Here is a 17,178-nt window from a genome sequence, read left to right on the forward strand (position 1 = left end):
GAAGTCTCCTGCTACTCGACGTTGACGGGGCACGCACGGTCCAAGGGCAGGGAACATTCCCCAAGGAATCCAACGCAGCGAATTCCGACCAGCTTGGACTGGCGCACGACGGGGCCCTCCGGATGAGGGCCAAACAAGAGGTTACGGGCCGGGTGGACGGGAGGTCAAACCGGGGTCCCCGTAGCCGGGCCGGGGTGACGGTGGTCACTCCAGGCGTGCCGCACCGGCCCGTGGACGGATGCCCACGGGCCGGCGAAACACCAGGTCAGTCCTGCGTCACCGTGCTGGCCGGCGGGCCCGCGGGCCGGGACGCTGCGCGCCGCGGACGACGCCGTGTGGCGGACACCACGGGCTCGGCCGCCGGCTCCGGCGTGTGGTGGCCGTTGGCCTCGGCGACGCTCGGCTGCTCCGGCACCTCGTAGGCCACCGACACGGCGGCCGGGCCGGTCACCGCGGCCGCGGCGACCGCCGGGGCGGCCTCCTCGGCGACGGGCTCGGCCGGCGCCTCGACGGCGACGACCGGTTCCGCGACCTCGGCCACGGCCGGCTCGGCCGGGGCCTGGGCTGCCTCGACGGGAGCCTGCTCGGCCTCGACGACCTCGGCAGCCAGAACCTCGGAAGCCGGCGCCTCGACAGCCGCAACCTCGGCAGCCGGCGCTTCGGCCGCGACCTCCGCCGCCGGCTCCTCGCCGCGGTGCCGGTTGCGGTTGCGCTTGCGGCCCGACTTCTCCGCCGGCTTGTCGGCCTGGGCCTGCTGCTGCCCGCCCTGGCCGTTGCCGCCCTGCCCGTTGCCGTTGCCGCCCGACTGGCCGTTGCCGTGGTTGTGGCTGATCGGCTCGGTGGTCACGACCACGCCCCGCCCGCGGCAGTGCTCGCAGGTGGTGCTGAACGCCTCCAGCAGGCCGGTGCCGACCCGCTTGCGGGTCATCTGCACCAGGCCCAGCGAGGTGACCTCGGCGACCTGGTGGCGGGTGCGGTCCCGGCCCAGGCACTCGGTCAGCCGGCGCAGCACCAGGTCGCGGTTGGACTCCAGCACCATGTCGATGAAGTCGATGACGATGATGCCGCCGATGTCGCGCAGCCGGAGCTGGCGGACGATCTCCTCGGCCGACTCCAGGTTGTTCCTGGTGACCGTCTCCTCCAGGTTGCCACCCGATCCGGTGAACTTCCCGGTGTTGACGTCGATGACGGTCATCGCCTCGGTGCGGTCGATCACCAGATAGCCGCCCGAGGGCAGCCACACCTTGCGGTCCAGCGCCTTGGTGATCTGCTCGTCGATGCGCTGCTCGGTGAACACGTCGTTGAGCCCGACGTGCTTGCGCAGCCGCTCGGCCAGGTCGGGGGCGACGTGCCGGACGTACCCGTCGATGGTGTCCCAGGCCTGCTCGCCCTGCACGATCAGCTCGGAGAAGTCCTCGGTGAACAGGTCGCGCACGACCTTCACCAGCAGGTCCGGCTCCTCGTAGAGCAGCTGCGGAGCCTGCGCCCTAGGCGCGTCGGCCTTCTCCTTGATGACGTCCCAGGTGGCCTGGAGGCGTCGCACGTCGCGGCCCAGCTCCTCCTCGGCGATGCCCTCCGAGGCGGTGCGGATGATCACGCCGGCGTCCTCGGGCACGACGCGCTTGAGGATGTCCTTGAGGCGCTTGCGCTCGTTGTCCGGCAGCTTGCGGCTGATGCCCGTGGCGCCGCCGCCCGGCACGTACACCAGGAACCGGCCCGGCAGGCTGATCTGCGTGGTCAGCCGGGCGCCCTTGTGCCCGACCGGGTCCTTGGTCACCTGGACCAGCACGCTGTCGCCGGTGGACAGCGCCTGCTCGATCTTGCGGGCCTTGCCCTCCAGGCCGGCGGCGTCCCAGTCCACCTCGCCGGCGTAGAGCACGGCGTTGCGGCCGCGGCCGATGTCCACGAACGCCGCCTCCATGCTGGGCAGCACGTTCTGCACCCGGCCGAGGTAGACGTTGCCGACCAGCGAACCCGTGCCGGCCGAGGTCACGAAGTGCTCGACGAGCACCCCGTCCTCGAGGACGGCGATCTGGGTGCGGTCGCCGCGCTCGCGCACGACCATCTTGCGGGCCACGGCCTCGCGGCGGGCCAGGAACTCGGCCTCGGACAGGATCGGCACACGGCGGCGGCCGGCCTCCCGGCCGTCCCGGCGGCGCTGGCGCTTGGCCTCCAGCCGGGTCGAGCCGCGCACGCTGCGCACCTCGTCCTTGGCCGCCTCGGAGCGCTCCTCGTCCCGGGCCGGGGCGGCGTTGCGCACGTGCACGACGGTGTTCGGCGGGTCGTCGTCGGACGCGGCGACGTCGTCGTCCGCGCCGCCCTTGCGGCGACGGCGGCGGCGACGGCGGCGGTTCCCCGCACCGTCCTCGGACTCGGCGTCCTCACCGGACTCGGCGTCGGCCGACTCCTCCGGCTCGCCCTCGGCGGCCGCCTCGGCGTCCTCGTCACCCTCGCCCTCGGCGGTGGCGTCCTCGGGACCGCCCTTGCCACGGCCACGGCCGCGACGGCCGCGACGGCGGCGGCGACGGGTGGCGCTGTCGTCGTCGTCCTCGGCGTCCTCGACGACGGCCTCGGCCTGGACGGGCTCGTCCTCGTCTTCCGCGACGGGCTCCTCGACCACCGGCTCGGCGGCGCGACGGCGGCGCGACGGGCGTGGCTCGGCGGTGGCGGCGCTCGGCGGCAGGAAGACCACCGACGGCGGCGCGAAGACCGGGGCCAGCGCGACCGCCACGGCGTCGTCCTCGTCCTCGGCGACGGGCTCGTCGTCCTCGGCGCGCTCGGCCAGCACGTCCGCCAGCTCGTCGTGCGCGACCAGCACCTCGTCGGTGTCGTCGTCCACGTCCTGGTCGCCGACGGCCAGCAGGGACTTGGCGACCTGCTCGGCGACCTCGCGGCTCACGCTCGACTGGGGGCTGCGCACGACCTCGCCGAGGTCGCCCAGCGCGGCGAGCACCTCGCGGCTGCTGGCGCCCAGCGCCTTGGCCAGCGCGTGCACCCGCAGCTTGGGAGGGAACTCGGGAATGGGTGTGGTGCCATCCCCGCCGGGCCCGCCGGCGGGGATCTTCTTCTTCGACATGTAGCTCCTCCGCCCCCGGGCGCGTCCAGTGTCTGGACGCGGCCACACAGGGGCCCGTTCTTGTTCTGTCTCCGTCGCCGTCGGCGACGGGAAACCTTGCCTGGCGCCGCCCGGCTTCCTGGCGTGGCCAGGCCTGCGGGCAGCAGGTCAATCGACGGCGGGCTGGTCCGGCTCCTGCTCCCTGGCCGGGTCCGCCGCCCCGCGCCCCTCGGGGGCGAACGGGTCGGCGAGCCCACCCGCGTCGTCGAGCCGGCCCTGCGCCAACCGGGTCGCCTTCGCGGGTACCGGGGGTTGGAGTCCGGCGACGACGCGGAGCGCACTCAGCACGTCATCGGGTCGCACCGCAGGGGTCAGCTGCCGTACCACCATCACGAGTATCCCATACGGACGGGACGCGGCCGTGTCGTCGTCCTTACGCGGAAGCGGCGCGTCCGCCAAATCACCCGTTGCGCCCACTCCTTGATCACTAAGCGTCGCCGTGAGAGAGGTCACATCACCCACCTCGGCGGTGACCACCCCCGGCCGCACGTCCATGATCCGCCGGCCGTCCTTGGTCAGGCGCTCGACCTCGACGGACTCGGCCGCGAGCAGCGCGTCGACCGCCGCGCGCAGCTCGTCGGGGTCCACCCCGGGCAGCTCGACCAGCCAGCGGCTGGCGTCGATCCGGTCGGCCAGCGACCCCTGCTCCGCCTGCACCGCGTCGACCACGTCCAGGCCGGGCGGCAGGGCCTCGTCCAGCGCGCGGCGCAGCGCCTCGGCGTCGATCCGGTCGACCACGCCGATCTCGACGTACTCCGCCTCGCTGGCCACCCCGGTCGGCGCGGCGCCGATCCAGGAGATCTTCGGGTGCGGGCTGAAGCCCTGCGAGTACGCCATCGGCACGCCGGCGCGCCGCAGCGCCCGCTCGAAGGTGCGGGCCACGTCCCGGTGCGAGGTGAACCGGAGCCGTCCCCGCTTGGTGTAGCGCAGCCTGAGCTTCTGCACCGCGGCGGCGGACGGGTTGGGCGAGTCTTGGCGGCTCAGGACTACTCTCCTTGGCTGGTTCGACGGGTCCGGTAGGACGGTACCCGGCGGGCTCCGAGCACACTGACGTCGACCGCCGGGCTTGTCCGACGGCCGGGGGGTGGCTACCGTCCGGCTGATCGCTGACGTGGGCGACCCCCGAAACGCCCACCACAGAGATGGAGGTCTTCCGTGCCTCTGCTCCGCCGGGCGCCGCTGGCGGCTCTGGGTGCTGCCCTCCTGGTGGCGGCGTGCCTCGGCGCGCCCGTGGCCGGCGCGGACGAGCAGGCGCCGGGGGGCTGCGTCCAGCCCGGGCCCACCCTGCGCTACCTGGTCGTCTTCGACAAGGGCACCACCGAGCCGGACGCCGACGCGCAGATCGCCGCGGCCTGCGGCACCGCGACCGTGTACTACGCGCAGATCGCGGTGGCCGTGGCCACCTCGCCGGACCCCGGGTTCGGCGACAAGATCGGCCCGGACCGGGCGTACAGCGCGCAGGGCGAGACCTGGACCTCGAACGGGCGGGCGACCCGCAAGAAGGCCGATGAGACCGGCGCCGCCGCGTCGACCAGCACCGAGTCGGTGCCGACCACGGACCGTAGCGGCGAGCAGTGGGACATGCGGATGATCGACGCCGCGCAGGCGCACCAGATCACCGAGGGCGACCCGCGGGTCGTGGTCGGCGTGCTGGACTCCGGCATCGACCCCCGCCACCCCGACCTGAAGCCCGCGCTGGACCCGCAGCTGTCCGTCGGCTGCCTGAGCGGCAAGCCCGACCCCAGCGTGGCAGCGTGGGCCCCGACGACGTCACCGCACGGCACGCACGTGGCCGGCATCATCGCCGCCGCCGACGACGGCAAGGGCGTCACCGGCGTGGCCCCGGGCGTGCGCATCGCGTCCGTGAAGGTCGTCGACGACGACGGGTACATCTACCCCGAGTACGCGGTGTGCGGCTTCATGTGGGCGGCCACGCACGGCTTCACGGTCACCAACAACAGCTACTACGTGGACCCGTGGGAGTACACCTGCGCCAACCAGCCGGGGCAGCGCGTGGTCACAGAGGCAATGAAGCGGGCCGTGGACTACGCGACGGCGCAGGGCGTGCTGACGGTCGCGGCGGTCACCAACTCGGCGGCCGACCTCACGCAGCCCGGCACCGACACGCACAGCCCCGACAACGCGCCCAACCGCACCGTGCGCAGCGTCGGCAGCGACTGTTCGGTGTTGCCGGCACAGGAACACAACGTGGTGGCGGTGTCGTCCGTGGGCGCGCGCCAGGTGAAGGCCAGCTACAGCTCGTACGGGCTGGGTGCTGTCGATGTCACGGCGCCCGGCGGTGACTCGCGGCAGCAACCGTCCAACGGCGACAACGCGTGCGTGCTGTCCACTGTGCCCGGTGGCTACGGCACCTTCTGCGGCGCCTCCATGGCGGCCCCGCACGTGACCGGTGTCGCGGCGCTGCTGGCGTCCACGCACCCCGGCGACACGCCCGCGCAGTTGACGAAGTTGTTGAACCAGCAGGCGAAGCCGGTGCAGTGTCCCAGCGACTACGACCTCAACGACACCGGCGTGCAGGACGCGTACTGCTCGGGCTACGCCTCGTACAACGGCTTCTACGGCCACGGCATGGTGAACGCGCTGGCCGCGGTCGCCAGCGGCACCGCGCCGCAGACGCCCGTGGCCGACGCACCTGTAAGCAACGGCTCGACGCCGACCGACTCCGGCTCGTCCGCGACGACGTCGTCGCGGACGAAGCCGCAGCCGGTCGGCCCGGAGCAGCTAGCCGCCGGCCAGTGACGGGTTCCTGACCGGGGATCCCTTGCCCACCGGGGAGATCGGCAGCAGCGTGCGGCCGCTGGGACCGACCTGGATGTCGGTGCCCATGGCCGGGCAGACGCCGCAGTCGAAGCACGGCGTCCAGCGGCAGTCGTCCTGCTCCTGCTCGGACAGCGCGTCCTGCCAGTCCGCCCAGAGCCATTCCTTGTCCAGGCCCGAGTCCAGGTGGTCCCAGGGCAGGACCTCGGTCTCGTCCCGCTCGCGCGTGGTGAACCAGGCCAGGCTCACACCCAGCGGCTCCAGCTCGCTCGCCGCCGCGTTCACCCAGCGGTCGTAGGAGAAGTGCTCGCTCCAGCCGTCCAGTCGGCCGCCGTCGCGCCACACCCGCTCGACGACCCGGCCCACCCGGCGGTCGCCGCGGCTGAGCAGTCCCTCGATCAGCGACGGTTTGCCGTCGTGGTAGCGCATGCCGATGTTGCGGGCCATGCCGCGGTCCAGGTTCACCTCGGCGCGCAGCTTGCGCAGCCGGTCGTCCACCGTGTCCGGGTCGCACTGCGGGGCCCACTGGAACGGCGTGTGCGGCTTGGGCACGAAGCCGCCGATCGAGATCGTGCAGCGGATGTCCTTGCGGCCGCTGGCTTCCCGGCCCGCGCGGATGACCTCCTTGGCCATCCGGGCGATCTGGAGCACGTCCTCGTCGGTCTCGGTGGGCAGGCCGCACATGAAGTACAGCTTCACCTGCCGCCAGCCGTTGGAGAACGCCGCGCTGACGGTGCGGATGAGGTCCTCTTCGGACACCATCTTGTTGATGACGCGGCGGATCCGCTCGCTGCCGCCCTCCGGCGCGAAGGTCAGGCCGGACCGGCGGCCGTTGCGGGAGATCTCGTTGGCCAGGTCCACGTTGAACGCGTCGACCCGGGTGCTGGGCAGGGAGAGCCCGGTGTTCGTGCCCTCGTAGCGGTCGGCCAGTCCGCGGGTGATCTCGGCGATCTCCGAGTGGTCCGCGCTGGACAGCGACAGCAGGCCGACCTCCTCGAAGCCGGTCGCCTCCAGGCCCCGCTGCACCATCGCGCCGATGCCCTCGATCGAGCGCTCCCGCACCGGACGGGTGATCATGCCCGCCTGGCAGAACCGGCAGCCCCGGGTGCAGCCGCGGAAGATCTCCACGCTCATCCGCTCGTGCACGCTCTCCGCCAGCGGCACCAGCGGCTGCTTCGGGTAGGGCCACTCGTCCAGTTCCATGGTGGTGCGCTTGAACACCCGGTACGGCACGCGGTCGGTGTTGGGCACCACCCGCTGGATCCGGCCGTCGGCCAGGTACTCCACGTCGTAGAAGCGCGGGATGTAGACGCCGCCGGTCTCCGCCAGCCGGGTCAGCAACTCGTCGCGGCCGCCGGGGCGGCCCTGCGCCTTCCACTCGCGGATGATGTCGGTGACCTCGAGCACGGCTTCCTCGCCGTCGCCGAGCACCGCCGCGTCGATGAAGTCCGCGATCGGCTCCGGGTTGAACGCGGCGTGCCCGCCGGCCAGCACGATCGGGTCGTCCTCGGTGCGGTCCGCCGCGTGCAGCGGGATGCCGGCCAGGTCCAGCGCCGTGAGCATGTTCGTGTAGCCCAGCTCGGTGGCGAAGCTCAGACCCAGCACGTCGAACGCCTTGACCGGGCGGTGCGCGTCCACCGTGAACTGCGGGACGCCGTGCTCCCGCATCAGCGCCTCCAGGTCCGGCCACACCGTGTAGGTGCGCTCGGCCAGCACGTCCTCGAGCTCGTTGAGGATCTCGTAGAGGATCATGACGCCCTGGTTGGGCAGACCCACCTCGTAGGCGTCCGGGTACATGAGACACCAGCGCACGGCGGTCGAGTCCCAGTCCTTGACCGTCGCGTTCAGTTCGCCGCCGACGTACTGGACCGGCTTGGACACCCTCGGCAGCAGAGGCTCCAACGCGGGGAAGACCGACTCGACACTCACCCGTCAAGGGTAACGCTCAGGTCAGGAGCAGCTTGCCGAGGCGGCGGGTGGCGAACCAGCCACCCACCGCGACCATGGCCGCGAAGTAGGCGACGTGGCCCAGCGCGGACCAGCCCACGGCCCCGCTGGTGAGCTGCCGCATGAGCTCGATGCCGTGGTAGAGGGGCAAGCACTCGACAGCGACCCGGATGGCCGCCGGGTAGACGGTGATCGGGAAGAAGGTGGTGGAGAACAGGAACATCGGCATCACGACCAGCAGGATCAGGTCGAAGTCCTGCCACGAGCGCAGCAGCGTGGCCGCCGCCATGCCGACGGACGCGAAGCCGAAGGCGACCAGCAGCGCGGCGGGCAGCGCCAGCAGCGCCCACGGGCTGGTGATCAGGCCCAGCGCGCCCATCACGGCCAGGAAACCGGCGGCGTAGATGCCGCCGCGCAGCAGGGACCAGGAGATCTCCCCCAGCGCCACGTCCATCGGCCCGAGCGGGGTGGCCAGCATGGCGTCGTACACCCTGGCGTACTTGAGCTTCATAAACACGTTGAAGGTGGAGTCGTGCACGGCCCCGTTCATCGCCGAGGCGGCGAGCAGGCCCGGCGCCACGTACGCGGCGTAACTGATCGGGTGACCGTCGGGAGCGGTCAGGTTCCCGATGATGCCGCCGAAGCCGATGCCCAGCGCGAACAGGTAGAACAGCGGCTCCACCACGCCGGACACCACCAGCAGCCAGTTCCGGCGGTTGACCAGCGCGGAGCGTTCCACCACGGCCCGTGCGCGGCCGGCGTAGCTGCCGACGGGCACGATCCGCAGCACCAACCCGTGAGTCGTCATGCCCCTCACACCTTCAGCCGCACGTGGAACCGCCAGCGGGCGGTGAGCACCCCGCCGGCGACGAGAACCAGCAGGTAGGCCACGTGGCCGGCCGCCGTGAGCAGGCTCATGCCGCCGAACTCGGCGGCCCGGGCCAGCTCGTTGCCGTGCCACAGCGGCGTCACCCAGGCGAGTGGTCGACTCCACGCCGGCAGCTGGCTGATCGGGTAGTACGTGCCGGCGAACAGCGTCATCGGCACCACCACGAACCGGAACGCGTTGCCGAAGGCGTTGCCCTCGTCGTTGACGGTCGCCGCCAGCGCCACCACCCAGGTGCCGAAGGCCAGGCCGGCCAGCATCGAGATCGGCACCGCGAGCAGGGCGCCGGCGTTGACGAACGCCCCGAACAGGGCGGCGACCAGCACGTAGGCGAGGCCGGAGACGAACACCCGCAGCGCCACCCACACGACCTGCGCGGCGAGCAGCTGGTCCACCGTGACCGGGGTGGCGGTGATCGCGTAGTACCGCTGGTCCCACTTGAAGGAGCCCAGCACCGGGAACGACGACTCGCCGGTCGACACCTGCACCGCCAGCCCCACCAGCACCGCCGGCGCGAGGTAGACGACGTAGGGCAGGTTGTCGGTCGCCGGGCCCGGCCTGATCTGGCTGCCCAGCCCGAAACCCATGGCGGTCAGGAACATCAGCGGCGTCAGGAAGCTGGACACGGCCGTGGACCGCCAGTTGCGGCGGTACCAGGTCCACAGACCCTCCAGCACGAACCCGATCGCCGCGACCGGGTGCACGGTCCGTCCGGTGGCGGCCATCAGTCCACCAACGTCCGGCCGGTCAGGCGCAGGAAGACGTCCTCCAGCGTGGACCGTCGCACCAGGCTCGAGGTCGGCCGCACGCCCCGCCGGCTCGCCTGCGCCAGCACCGACTCGCCGTCGTCGGTGTAGATCAGCAACCGGTCCGGCAGCACCTCGACGCGCTCGGCCAGGTCGTGCAGCAGCGGCACGTTGGCCTGCTGCTGGTCGATCGGGAACCGCAGCTCCAGCACCTCGCGGCTGGAGTGCTCGGCGATCAGTCCCGCCGGCGAGCCCTCCGCGACGATCCGGCCGCCGTCCATCACCACGAGCCGGTCGCAGAGCTGCTCCGCCTCGTCCATGTAGTGCGTGGTCACGATCAGCGTGACGCCCGACTGTTTGAGCCGGAACAGCCTGTCCCACAACAGATGTCGCGCCTGCGGGTCCAGGCCGGTGGTCGGCTCGTCGAGCAGCAGCAGCTCCGGCTCGTTCACCAGCGAGCGGGCGATCGTCAGGCGTCGCTTCATGCCGCCGGACAGCGGGTCGACCTGGTCGTCGGCGCGATCGGTGAGCTGCGCGAACCGCAGCAGCTCCGTCGCGCGGTCCCGGACCTGGGCGCGGGACAGGCCGAAATACCGGCCGTACACCTGGAGGTTCTGCCGGACCGTCAGCTCGTTGTCGAGGTTGTCCTGCTGCGGCACCACCCCGAGCCGCGCTCGGATCCGCGGGCCCTGCCGGTCCGGGTCCATGCCCAGCACCCGCAGCTCGCCGGCCGTCCGCGGCGACGTGCAGGCGATCATGCGCATCGTCGACGACTTGCCCGCGCCGTTCGGGCCGAGGAAGCCGAACGCCTCGCCGCGCCGGACCTTCACGTCGATGCCGCGCACGGCCTCGAAGTCGCCGAACCGTTTGACCAGGCCGTCCGCCTGCACCAGGACCGCGTCGTCACTCACAGCACCGACGCTAGCGCCGACCCCCGACAATTACATGCCGCGCGTTCCGTGCGGGGCGAGGTCGCCCACGAGGCCGGTGCCTTCCCTTGTCAGTTGTCGATCGATGGACGGACTCGATCGACAACTGCCCGCGGTCCAGGCACCGGCGGCGACCTCGCCCCGCACGGCTCCGATGCAGACGCGTCAGAGGTTCGGGAACCAGATCTTGATCTCCCGGTCGGCCGACTCCGGCGAGTCCGAGCCGTGCACCAGGTTGAACTGGACCTCGAGGCCGAAGTCGCCGCGGATGGTGCCCGGGGTCGCCTTCTCGACGGGGTCGGTGCCGCCGGCCAGCTGCCGGAACGCCGAGATCGCGCGCGTGCCCTCGACCACGATCGCCACCAGCGGGCCGCCGGTGATGAACTCGACCAGGTCGTTGTAGAAGCCCTTAGTCAAGTACCCACAGGGGCACTGTGGGTACTTGACCCGTTTCCGCAGCTCAGAGGCTAGGGAACCAAATCTTGATCTCCCGGTCGGCCGACTCCGGCGAGTCCGAACCGTGCACCAGGTTGAACTGAACCTCCAGGCCGAAGTCGCCCCGGATGGTGCCCGGGGTCGCCTTCTCCACCGGGTCCGTGCCGCCGGCCAGCTGCCGGAACGCCGAGATCGCGCGCGTGCCCTCGACCACGATCGCCACCAGCGGACCACCAGTGATGAACTCGACCAAGTCGCCGTAAAAGCTCTTGCCGGCATGCTCGGCATAGTGCTCCTCGGCCACGGCACGGTCCGCCGTGCGCAGCTCCAGCGCAGCCAGCTTCAGGCCCTTGCGCTCGATACGGGCGATGACCTCGCCAACAAGGCCGCGGCTGACGCCGTCCGGCTTGACCAGCACCAGGGTGCGCTCGCTCACGACTGTCTTCTCCTTCATGGGGATCGGCCCTGCTACATGCCGCAGCACGGTTTGGACAGCAGCCTAACGAGCGGCATCCGGCATCTGGCCTTCAGGGCAGTCAACGTGAAGTCGCATCCGGACGGTCATCAACGCACAGGCCGCCGTCGTAGAACGAGGCCGGAACTAGCGGTCACGCCACGCCATGTGAGATGTCGACAGGGCTGCAATCGCTATGCGCTTCGCCGTGTCGGTGCGCAGCGCGTCTTGCGATGACTTGATCCAACCCTCGACACCTTGGTAGCCAGCGGCGCCGTACTCGACAGCCTGGATCAGGCACTCCAACTTGTCCGCGTCCTTGGCGCAGCGTGCTTCAAGGCTGGACTGCGATTCGTACTCGCCGACGGCCTCCTGCACGGTCTTGGCAGCGGCCTCGGGCATCCTCGCGACCTGGTCCTTGGTGATCGCTTCGTTGTCGCCACTACTCGGGATGTAGGGCTTTGCCGTGTGCGGGATGTCGCCAGTACGTGTCTCCTGCGAGTCATGCCAGATCGCCATGAACGCAGCCCGCGCGGGGTCTGCACCTTCCTCAGCAGCAATCAAACCCGCGAGCTGCGCGACTCGGAGGCTGTGCTCAGCGACAGACTCTGGATCCCGTACTCCGACGTGCCACCAGCCGGCGCGACGCATCCGCTTCAACACACCCATCTCGAACGCGAAGGTCGCAATGCCAACCGCGTCGGTGTCCGTCTCTGTCGGCGAGACGGAGCTGGTGTCAGCAGCCACGTGGAACCTTCCTCATCGGTCAGCAAGCCGGATCGCGTAGGCCACGCTAGCCAACTCCTGACGTGTCCGGGAGCCCAGGTCGGGATCGGCCTCGGTCTGCGCGATCTTGGTGAGCGCCAACCGCCGCAGGTCAGGTTGGTGATCAAGTACAGCGGGCCGGGCGAGAAGCAAAGTCCACAGGGTGTGGATGTTGAGGTCCGCGTGGTCCGACCCAGGACGCAGGCGGCCTAGCAGGTGTTCGATGACGCGTGTGCCGGCCCAGCGGTTGGGATGCGCATCGATCATGAATCCGTCATCAGCTTGCGCTTCGGGAATCTCGCCCAACCAATATGCCCAGTAGTTGAGGTTTGCGGTCTGTTGCATGTCCGTAGACAAGCCCGTCTCAACGAACCGCCGCAAGGGCTCCTTGTTTCCGTTGCGAGCAAGCGCAATCGCCGACGACCGTACAGCAACCCAAGAAGGGATGTCTCCAGCGCGACTCGCCGCACTAACGGACTTATTCTGCTCGTCCAGAAGCCATTGCGACGAGGTTTCACGGTCGTCGAATCCGAGGAGATAAATCGCCTGACGCCTCAACAAGACGTGTTCATCTTTACGAAACGCATCGGCAGACGTAAGAAGATGATCAAAGAATCGCGCCCGTTCATCAGCATGCAAAACGGGGCGGTCCGAAACAGGCCCTCGTCGCACTGGTCGACCAGTTGCAAGGTTGGCCAGCTGTGTAGGCGTGACGCCTGTGACAGGCCAGGTGATCAGGTTCGTGAGGTCACGGCGATGCACTACCGCAGCCAGAGGGTGGCTTACTGGATCAGCCACCCGCGCGCCGGCCTCGACGGCGTCGGCGATGACGAGATCTGCCTCGAACGCGTCCGACAGCAGCTCGAACAAGCTCGGCTGCACGCCAAGACCGGTCATCTTCATACGCAACCGTGCGAGATCCAAGGCACGCATGGATGTCAGCGGTCGACGCCCGAGCTCCCATCCCTGGACTGTGTTCAGGTCGACGGCAAGTCGTTCGGCGAGCTCGACCTGCGTCATCGGGATCGACTCACGAATCAACTTGAACAGGTAGCCGGACACCACGCCCAGGCAACGCGGAGAACCCGTACCAGTGGTACGCGTTCGCCTTCCTCGGTCCATCTCCGGCCCCCAACGGTTCAGCCTTGACCAGCTGAAACCCGTACTCGCAGTCAGTCCAAGTGCAGGACAAACAAGCCTAGCGTCTACTACGTGACGGTCAACCAACACGCAGAGTCACTGCCGAGGTCGTCACCTGACTGGAGGTGCGCCGCCATGCATGACTCGCTTGCCGCGACGCCAGTCGCCCAGGACGTCGCGGTCTACTCGCTTGCAACGCTGTACTTGCTCTTGACCGTCGCATCCGTATGGGTTCGAGTGCACTGTCCTGCCGCACACCGCCCAGGAGACAAAAGGCGGTACGTCGCGACGACGTGGCGATCGTGGTGCCGCCGCTGGCGGAACGATCTGTCGGCGCCGTCGAACTGTCCGGTCTCGTTGACCTCCCGCACACAGCTCAGCGGACGGTGCGCCTCCAGCTCGGCTGAGGTGCGCATGACGACATCTTGCCTGCGCATCTCAGCCGCACCACAGATCAAGGAATGACCGCGTATCAGCCGCTTTAGCGCCGAACGCAACTGTTGCGGGCACGAGCCGTTCCGGCGGCCCAGAACCTAATTTAACGTCCACATTTCACACGTACCCCACGCGAATTTAGGGCTCTGACACGCGATGCATATCCCCCTGCGCCCTCCAGTACCGTTCGTTTTCGGTTACCTACGACTTCCGTCGCATCGGCCGTCCTACGTGTTTGCTGTCCGCCGACATCTCGCGTGGTATTGCCAGGATCACGGTCTGCGCGTCGGCCGTATGTTCTTCGACGAGGGTTACCCCGACACGTCTGTAAGCCGGCCCGACTTCGCCAACATGTGTTCTCGCATCCGCGAAGAAAAGCCTTACGGCGTGCTGGTGCTCCACCCCCGCGACTTGTCCACGGACGAGGCGATCAAGTCGCACCTCGCGTCCTTGGTGTGGAGGACTGGGGTGCAGCTCCTCACGGTGCGCGGCGAACTACCGACACGACCTGAGCACGTAATGCAGCCATGAACAACGTCCCAGCCGGGTGCCCAGCAACGCTTACCGTTGTGCGCCAACGGCTCCTGGCGTCGATGAGGACCTGGCATGGAGGTACTGGAGTGGATCGCCGTCGGGCTGTGTCTCGGCCTGGCGCTGTGCGGCGCCGGCTGGCTTGTACTCGACAAGCGGCAGGAGGTACGGCGAGCGAAGGTCGCGAGGCAACTGGCTCTTCGTTACTCGGCACCGCAACAGACGTACCTTCAACAGGCCAGCGAGTACACGTGGCCCATCGTGGCCCACCAACCAGCGGTCTTCTACGAGAACGCGCTCACCATCCCGATCCACTGCCTGCCTCCGCACCCGAACGCCAACGCACAGCGGTCGATGCCTGTACCTCATCCTCGGTACGCGCGCGAAGCGGAGGATGCCGTGACGGAGGTGCTTCCAGTCATCGAGACGACGTGAGCCAGCCAGATGCCGTGACGTTCTACGACTTCCCGCAGTCAACGACTTCGGGGGTGCAGTGCTACCGACACATGCGAGAGGAAACCGTGGTGACTACCGCCTTGTTCGACGAGGTTCGTGAGCACTTCCCGATGGGCCGTCCCGGCGGTCGAATCGTTCCGACGGCGGAGTGCATCTCCGACGGAGCCTGTACGCCGCTGGGACTGTCGTTGCGGGTCGCTCCCGCCACGGTGACGCTGGTGGGCGCGGCGACGACGCAGGCCACCACCCAGACGACGGACGGCGACGAGGGCGACGGCAACGACGACGCGAACCCGGATTCGTTCACCGACGAGACGTGGTAGGACGTGCACATCGTGGCCGCTCCCGATCTTCAGCCGCAACGTGACACCGTCGTTGTGCTCACGCGGGAGAACGACCTGACCGCTGACATGGTGGTCGAGGAGTTGCATTCTCGCAGCGTTCCCGTGTTTCGCTTCGACACAAGAGACTTCCCACTGTCGTTGACACTGAATGCCCAATTCGCCGACGGCTGGCGCGGCACGCTCGACAGTCCGAGCGGCTCAGTGAAGCTTGAGTCAATCCGTAGCATCTATTTTCGACGTCCGACAGGATTTTCATTCCCTGACGCCATGACGGACGCCGAGCGACGATTTGCGGGAAGTGAGGCGCGCAGGGGAATCGGCGGGCTTCTGATAAGCCTTCCATGTCTGTGGCTGAACCATCCCGCTCGTGTGGCGAATGCCGAATACAAGCCCTACCAACTGGCGGCGGCCGCCAGGTACGGGCTCGACGTGCCGGCGACGATGCTCACCAACGACCCAACCGCAGAAGGCGAGGCGAGGGAGCTACTCGGGTCCCTCCTGGTCTACAAGCCATTGGCGTCTGCGTCAGTCGTCGATGGCGACAGATTGTCGATGGTCTACGCAACCGAAGTGTCACCTGATTTCATCGCGGATGGGAGAATCGCGCTCACCGTTCACCAGTTTCAGGAGCGCCTACCGAAAGCCAGGGACGTTCGCGCTACCGTCGTCGGCGAACACGTATACGCGGCGAATCTCTATTCGGACTCGCCGAAGGGGCAACTCGACTGGCGGGCGGACTACTCGTCGATACGCTACGAGAGAACTCAGCTACCGGCCGAGGTCGAACGTCGACTGCTCGCGCTCACACGCTGCCTGGAGCTGCGCTTCTGCGCCGCCGACTTCGTTGTCACCCCAGATGGCCGGTACTATTTCGTAGACCTCAACCCGAACGGCGAGTGGGGCTGGATTGAGCAAGAGACCGGACTACCCATCGCGGCGGCCGTGGCCGAACTGCTAGCCGAGGGGCAGGAATGACGAGCTACGTGATGCTCGACGAGGCTGGAGAGGCCAAGGCTCGCCGATATTCGGCGCTGCTTATCGAGCAGCTTCTGACCAAGGGTCTACTGTCGTCGTCGGAATGGCAGGATGCATTCAAACGCGTTCCGCGACACCTGTTCGTTCCCGAGTTCCGATTGCCGGACAACTTCGGCGGTCACAAGCTGAACGGGCGGGACCCGAACCAGCAGGAGGGCTGGCTGCGGGCGGTATACGCCAACGAGGCGTTGCTGACTAGCGTCGGTGACGACGGCACGGTACTGAGTACGTGTTCATCCCCCACCGTAGTTGCCCGCATGTTGGAGTCGTTGAACGTCGCCGACGGACACACCGTTCTGGAGATCGGGACGGGCACTGGATGGAACGCCGGCCTGCTATCTGCCCGGTTGGGGTCGGAAGCGGTGACGTCAATCGACGTCGATCCCGCATACATCGAGTCAGCACGGGAACGGCTTGCGGAGCTCGATCTCCACCCCACCTTGGACCTCGCCGACGGGTACGTGGGGTATCCCGATCGGGCGCAGTACGACCGGATCGTCGCCACCTGCTCGGTCCGCCGCTTTCCATCAGCATGGCTTGAGCAGGTGCGGGTCGGCGGCATCATCCTCGCGGATGTCCGGGGCAGCTTCGCCGGAGGTGTCGCGCGGATAACCCGTACAGCAGAGCACGGAGCGTCTGGCGTCTTTCTGCCTGCCGGCGGCAGCTTCCTGCCTCTACACAGCCCTGACCACCACGTCCGTCCCGGCTCCGATCTTGCCAGGTTGGTCGGACGCGCATCGGGTGCTGCGGGAGACACTCGCAAGACCGACTTCGACCTGAGCGTTTTCGGCCCCTCGAACGGCTTCGCCTTCTTCGCTCAGTTGGCGATCCCCGGCTCGCTACACACGCGCGTCGAGGTGGAGTCCGCAGGAACGGTCTTCTGCCTCGTGCATCCTGACTCCGACTCCTGGGCGCGGGTCGAGGTCGACGAGGAGCCGAGCAGCTTTGTGACCCAGGGAGGAACGCGGCGCTTGTGGGACGACCTGGAAGCGTCCTATGAGCTGTGGCAGAACATCAGCCGGCCGACTCGCGATCAGTTCATGATCACCGTCACGAAGGACGGCGAGCAATACGTTTCCCTACCAGGGGCTCCGTACCAGTGGCATCTTCCAATCTAGAGCCAAACGGTGCGTAGGCCGGTCTCCCAGCCGTCGCGCTGCGGCTGGGAGACCTTCTCGATCG

At 68.7% G+C, this 17,178-nt stretch carries 14 protein-coding genes and 1 pseudogene; 5 read left to right on the forward strand and 10 right to left on the reverse strand.

Going from position 1 to position 17,178, the window contains the following annotated elements; genetic code table 11:
* Positions 1-265: 265 nt before the first annotated feature.
* Positions 266-3,076 carry a translation initiation factor IF-2 N-terminal domain-containing protein gene (locus BCF44_RS28530; RefSeq protein ID WP_116177487.1) on the reverse strand — a complete coding sequence of 937 codons (2,811 nt, stop codon included), beginning with the start codon at positions 3,074-3,076 and terminating at the stop codon, positions 266-268.
* A 147-nt stretch (positions 3,077-3,223) separates the two neighbouring features.
* Positions 3,224-4,060, reverse strand: a complete 837-nt coding sequence (locus BCF44_RS28535; RefSeq protein ID WP_116177488.1) for a TIGR03936 family radical SAM-associated protein — start codon at positions 4,058-4,060, stop codon at positions 3,224-3,226.
* Positions 4,061-4,270: 210 nt separating this feature from the next.
* On the opposite strand from BCF44_RS28535, the gene BCF44_RS28540 reads away from it, so the two are divergent.
* Positions 4,271-5,875, forward strand: coding sequence for a S8 family peptidase (locus tag BCF44_RS28540; RefSeq protein WP_116177489.1), 1,605 nt, complete (start codon positions 4,271-4,273; stop codon positions 5,873-5,875).
* On the opposite strand, the gene BCF44_RS28545 is transcribed toward BCF44_RS28540, so the two are convergent.
* The 8 genes and pseudogenes from BCF44_RS28545 to BCF44_RS54840 all read right to left on the reverse strand — a co-directional run bounded on the left by BCF44_RS28545 (position 5,858) and on the right by BCF44_RS54840 (position 13,117).
* Positions 5,858-7,822, reverse strand: coding sequence for a TIGR03960 family B12-binding radical SAM protein (locus BCF44_RS28545; RefSeq protein WP_116177490.1), 1,965 nt, complete (start codon positions 7,820-7,822; stop codon positions 5,858-5,860). The two genes, BCF44_RS28540 and BCF44_RS28545, sit on opposite strands and share 18 nt — an antisense overlap.
* A gap of 16 nt (positions 7,823-7,838) precedes the next feature.
* On the reverse strand, positions 7,839-8,648 hold the full coding sequence (locus BCF44_RS28550) for an ABC transporter permease (protein ID WP_116177491.1): 810 nt from the start codon (positions 8,646-8,648) through the stop codon (positions 7,839-7,841).
* 5 nt (positions 8,649-8,653) lie between these two features.
* A complete protein-coding gene (locus BCF44_RS28555; RefSeq protein ID WP_116177492.1) occupies positions 8,654-9,451 on the reverse strand; it encodes an ABC transporter permease in 798 nt (265 codons plus the stop codon).
* Positions 9,451-10,383 carry an ABC transporter ATP-binding protein gene (locus BCF44_RS28560; protein ID WP_116177493.1) on the reverse strand — a complete coding sequence of 311 codons (933 nt, stop codon included), beginning with the start codon at positions 10,381-10,383 and terminating at the stop codon, positions 9,451-9,453. The genes BCF44_RS28555 and BCF44_RS28560 overlap by 1 nt, the downstream gene beginning before the upstream one ends.
* A gap of 183 nt (positions 10,384-10,566) precedes the next feature.
* Positions 10,567-10,806 (reverse strand): annotated as a pseudogene (locus BCF44_RS28565) (nucleoside-diphosphate kinase); the annotation flags it as partial.
* Between the two features lie 55 nt (positions 10,807-10,861).
* The gene (ndk, locus tag BCF44_RS28570) at positions 10,862-11,272 is read right to left on the reverse strand and encodes a nucleoside-diphosphate kinase (protein WP_116177723.1); all 411 of its coding nucleotides are present in this window, start codon (positions 11,270-11,272) and stop codon (positions 10,862-10,864) included.
* A gap of 165 nt (positions 11,273-11,437) precedes the next feature.
* A complete protein-coding gene (locus tag BCF44_RS28575; RefSeq protein ID WP_116177724.1) occupies positions 11,438-11,959 on the reverse strand; it encodes an HD domain-containing protein in 522 nt (173 codons plus the stop codon).
* 90 nt (positions 11,960-12,049) lie between these two features.
* A complete protein-coding gene (locus tag BCF44_RS54840) occupies positions 12,050-13,117 on the reverse strand; it encodes a helix-turn-helix domain-containing protein (RefSeq protein WP_147328665.1) in 1,068 nt (355 codons plus the stop codon).
* A 1,119-nt stretch (positions 13,118-14,236) separates the two neighbouring features.
* Between BCF44_RS54840 and BCF44_RS28590 the strand changes: the two genes are divergently transcribed.
* The 4 genes from BCF44_RS28590 (at position 14,237) to BCF44_RS28605 (ending at position 17,114) form a co-directional block, all read left to right on the forward strand.
* Positions 14,237-14,596, forward strand: coding sequence for a hypothetical protein (locus BCF44_RS28590; protein ID WP_116177496.1), 360 nt, complete (start codon positions 14,237-14,239; stop codon positions 14,594-14,596).
* Positions 14,597-14,685: 89 nt separating this feature from the next.
* A complete protein-coding gene (locus BCF44_RS28595) occupies positions 14,686-14,940 on the forward strand; it encodes a hypothetical protein (protein ID WP_147328666.1) in 255 nt (84 codons plus the stop codon).
* A 3-nt stretch (positions 14,941-14,943) separates the two neighbouring features.
* On the forward strand, positions 14,944-15,936 hold the full coding sequence (gene tgmB / locus BCF44_RS28600; RefSeq protein ID WP_246015659.1) for an ATP-grasp ribosomal peptide maturase: 993 nt from the start codon (positions 14,944-14,946) through the stop codon (positions 15,934-15,936).
* Positions 15,933-17,114 carry a methyltransferase domain-containing protein gene (locus BCF44_RS28605; RefSeq protein ID WP_246015661.1) on the forward strand — a complete coding sequence of 394 codons (1,182 nt, stop codon included), beginning with the start codon at positions 15,933-15,935 and terminating at the stop codon, positions 17,112-17,114. The genes tgmB and BCF44_RS28605 overlap by 4 nt, the downstream gene beginning before the upstream one ends.
* Positions 17,115-17,178: the final 64 nt, after the last annotated feature.

Source organism: Kutzneria buriramensis, assembly GCF_003387475.1.
Lineage (GTDB): Bacteria > Actinomycetota > Actinomycetes > Mycobacteriales > Pseudonocardiaceae > Kutzneria > Kutzneria buriramensis.

Coding starts and splice junctions, on each gene's coding strand:
- BCF44_RS28530 (WP_116177487.1), bottom strand. CDS start 3,076: ATGTCGAAGAAGAAGATCCCCGCCGGCGGGCCCGGCGGGGATGGCACC.
- BCF44_RS28550 (WP_116177491.1), bottom strand. CDS start 8,648: ATGACGACTCACGGGTTGGTGCTGCGGATCGTGCCCGTCGGCAGCTAC.
- BCF44_RS28555 (WP_116177492.1), bottom strand. CDS start 9,451: ATGGCCGCCACCGGACGGACCGTGCACCCGGTCGCGGCGATCGGGTTC.
- BCF44_RS28575 (WP_116177724.1), bottom strand. CDS start 11,959: ATGGGTGTGTTGAAGCGGATGCGTCGCGCCGGCTGGTGGCACGTCGGA.
- BCF44_RS28590 (WP_116177496.1), top strand. CDS start 14,237: ATGGAGGTACTGGAGTGGATCGCCGTCGGGCTGTGTCTCGGCCTGGCG.
- BCF44_RS28605 (WP_246015661.1), top strand. CDS start 15,933: ATGACGAGCTACGTGATGCTCGACGAGGCTGGAGAGGCCAAGGCTCGC.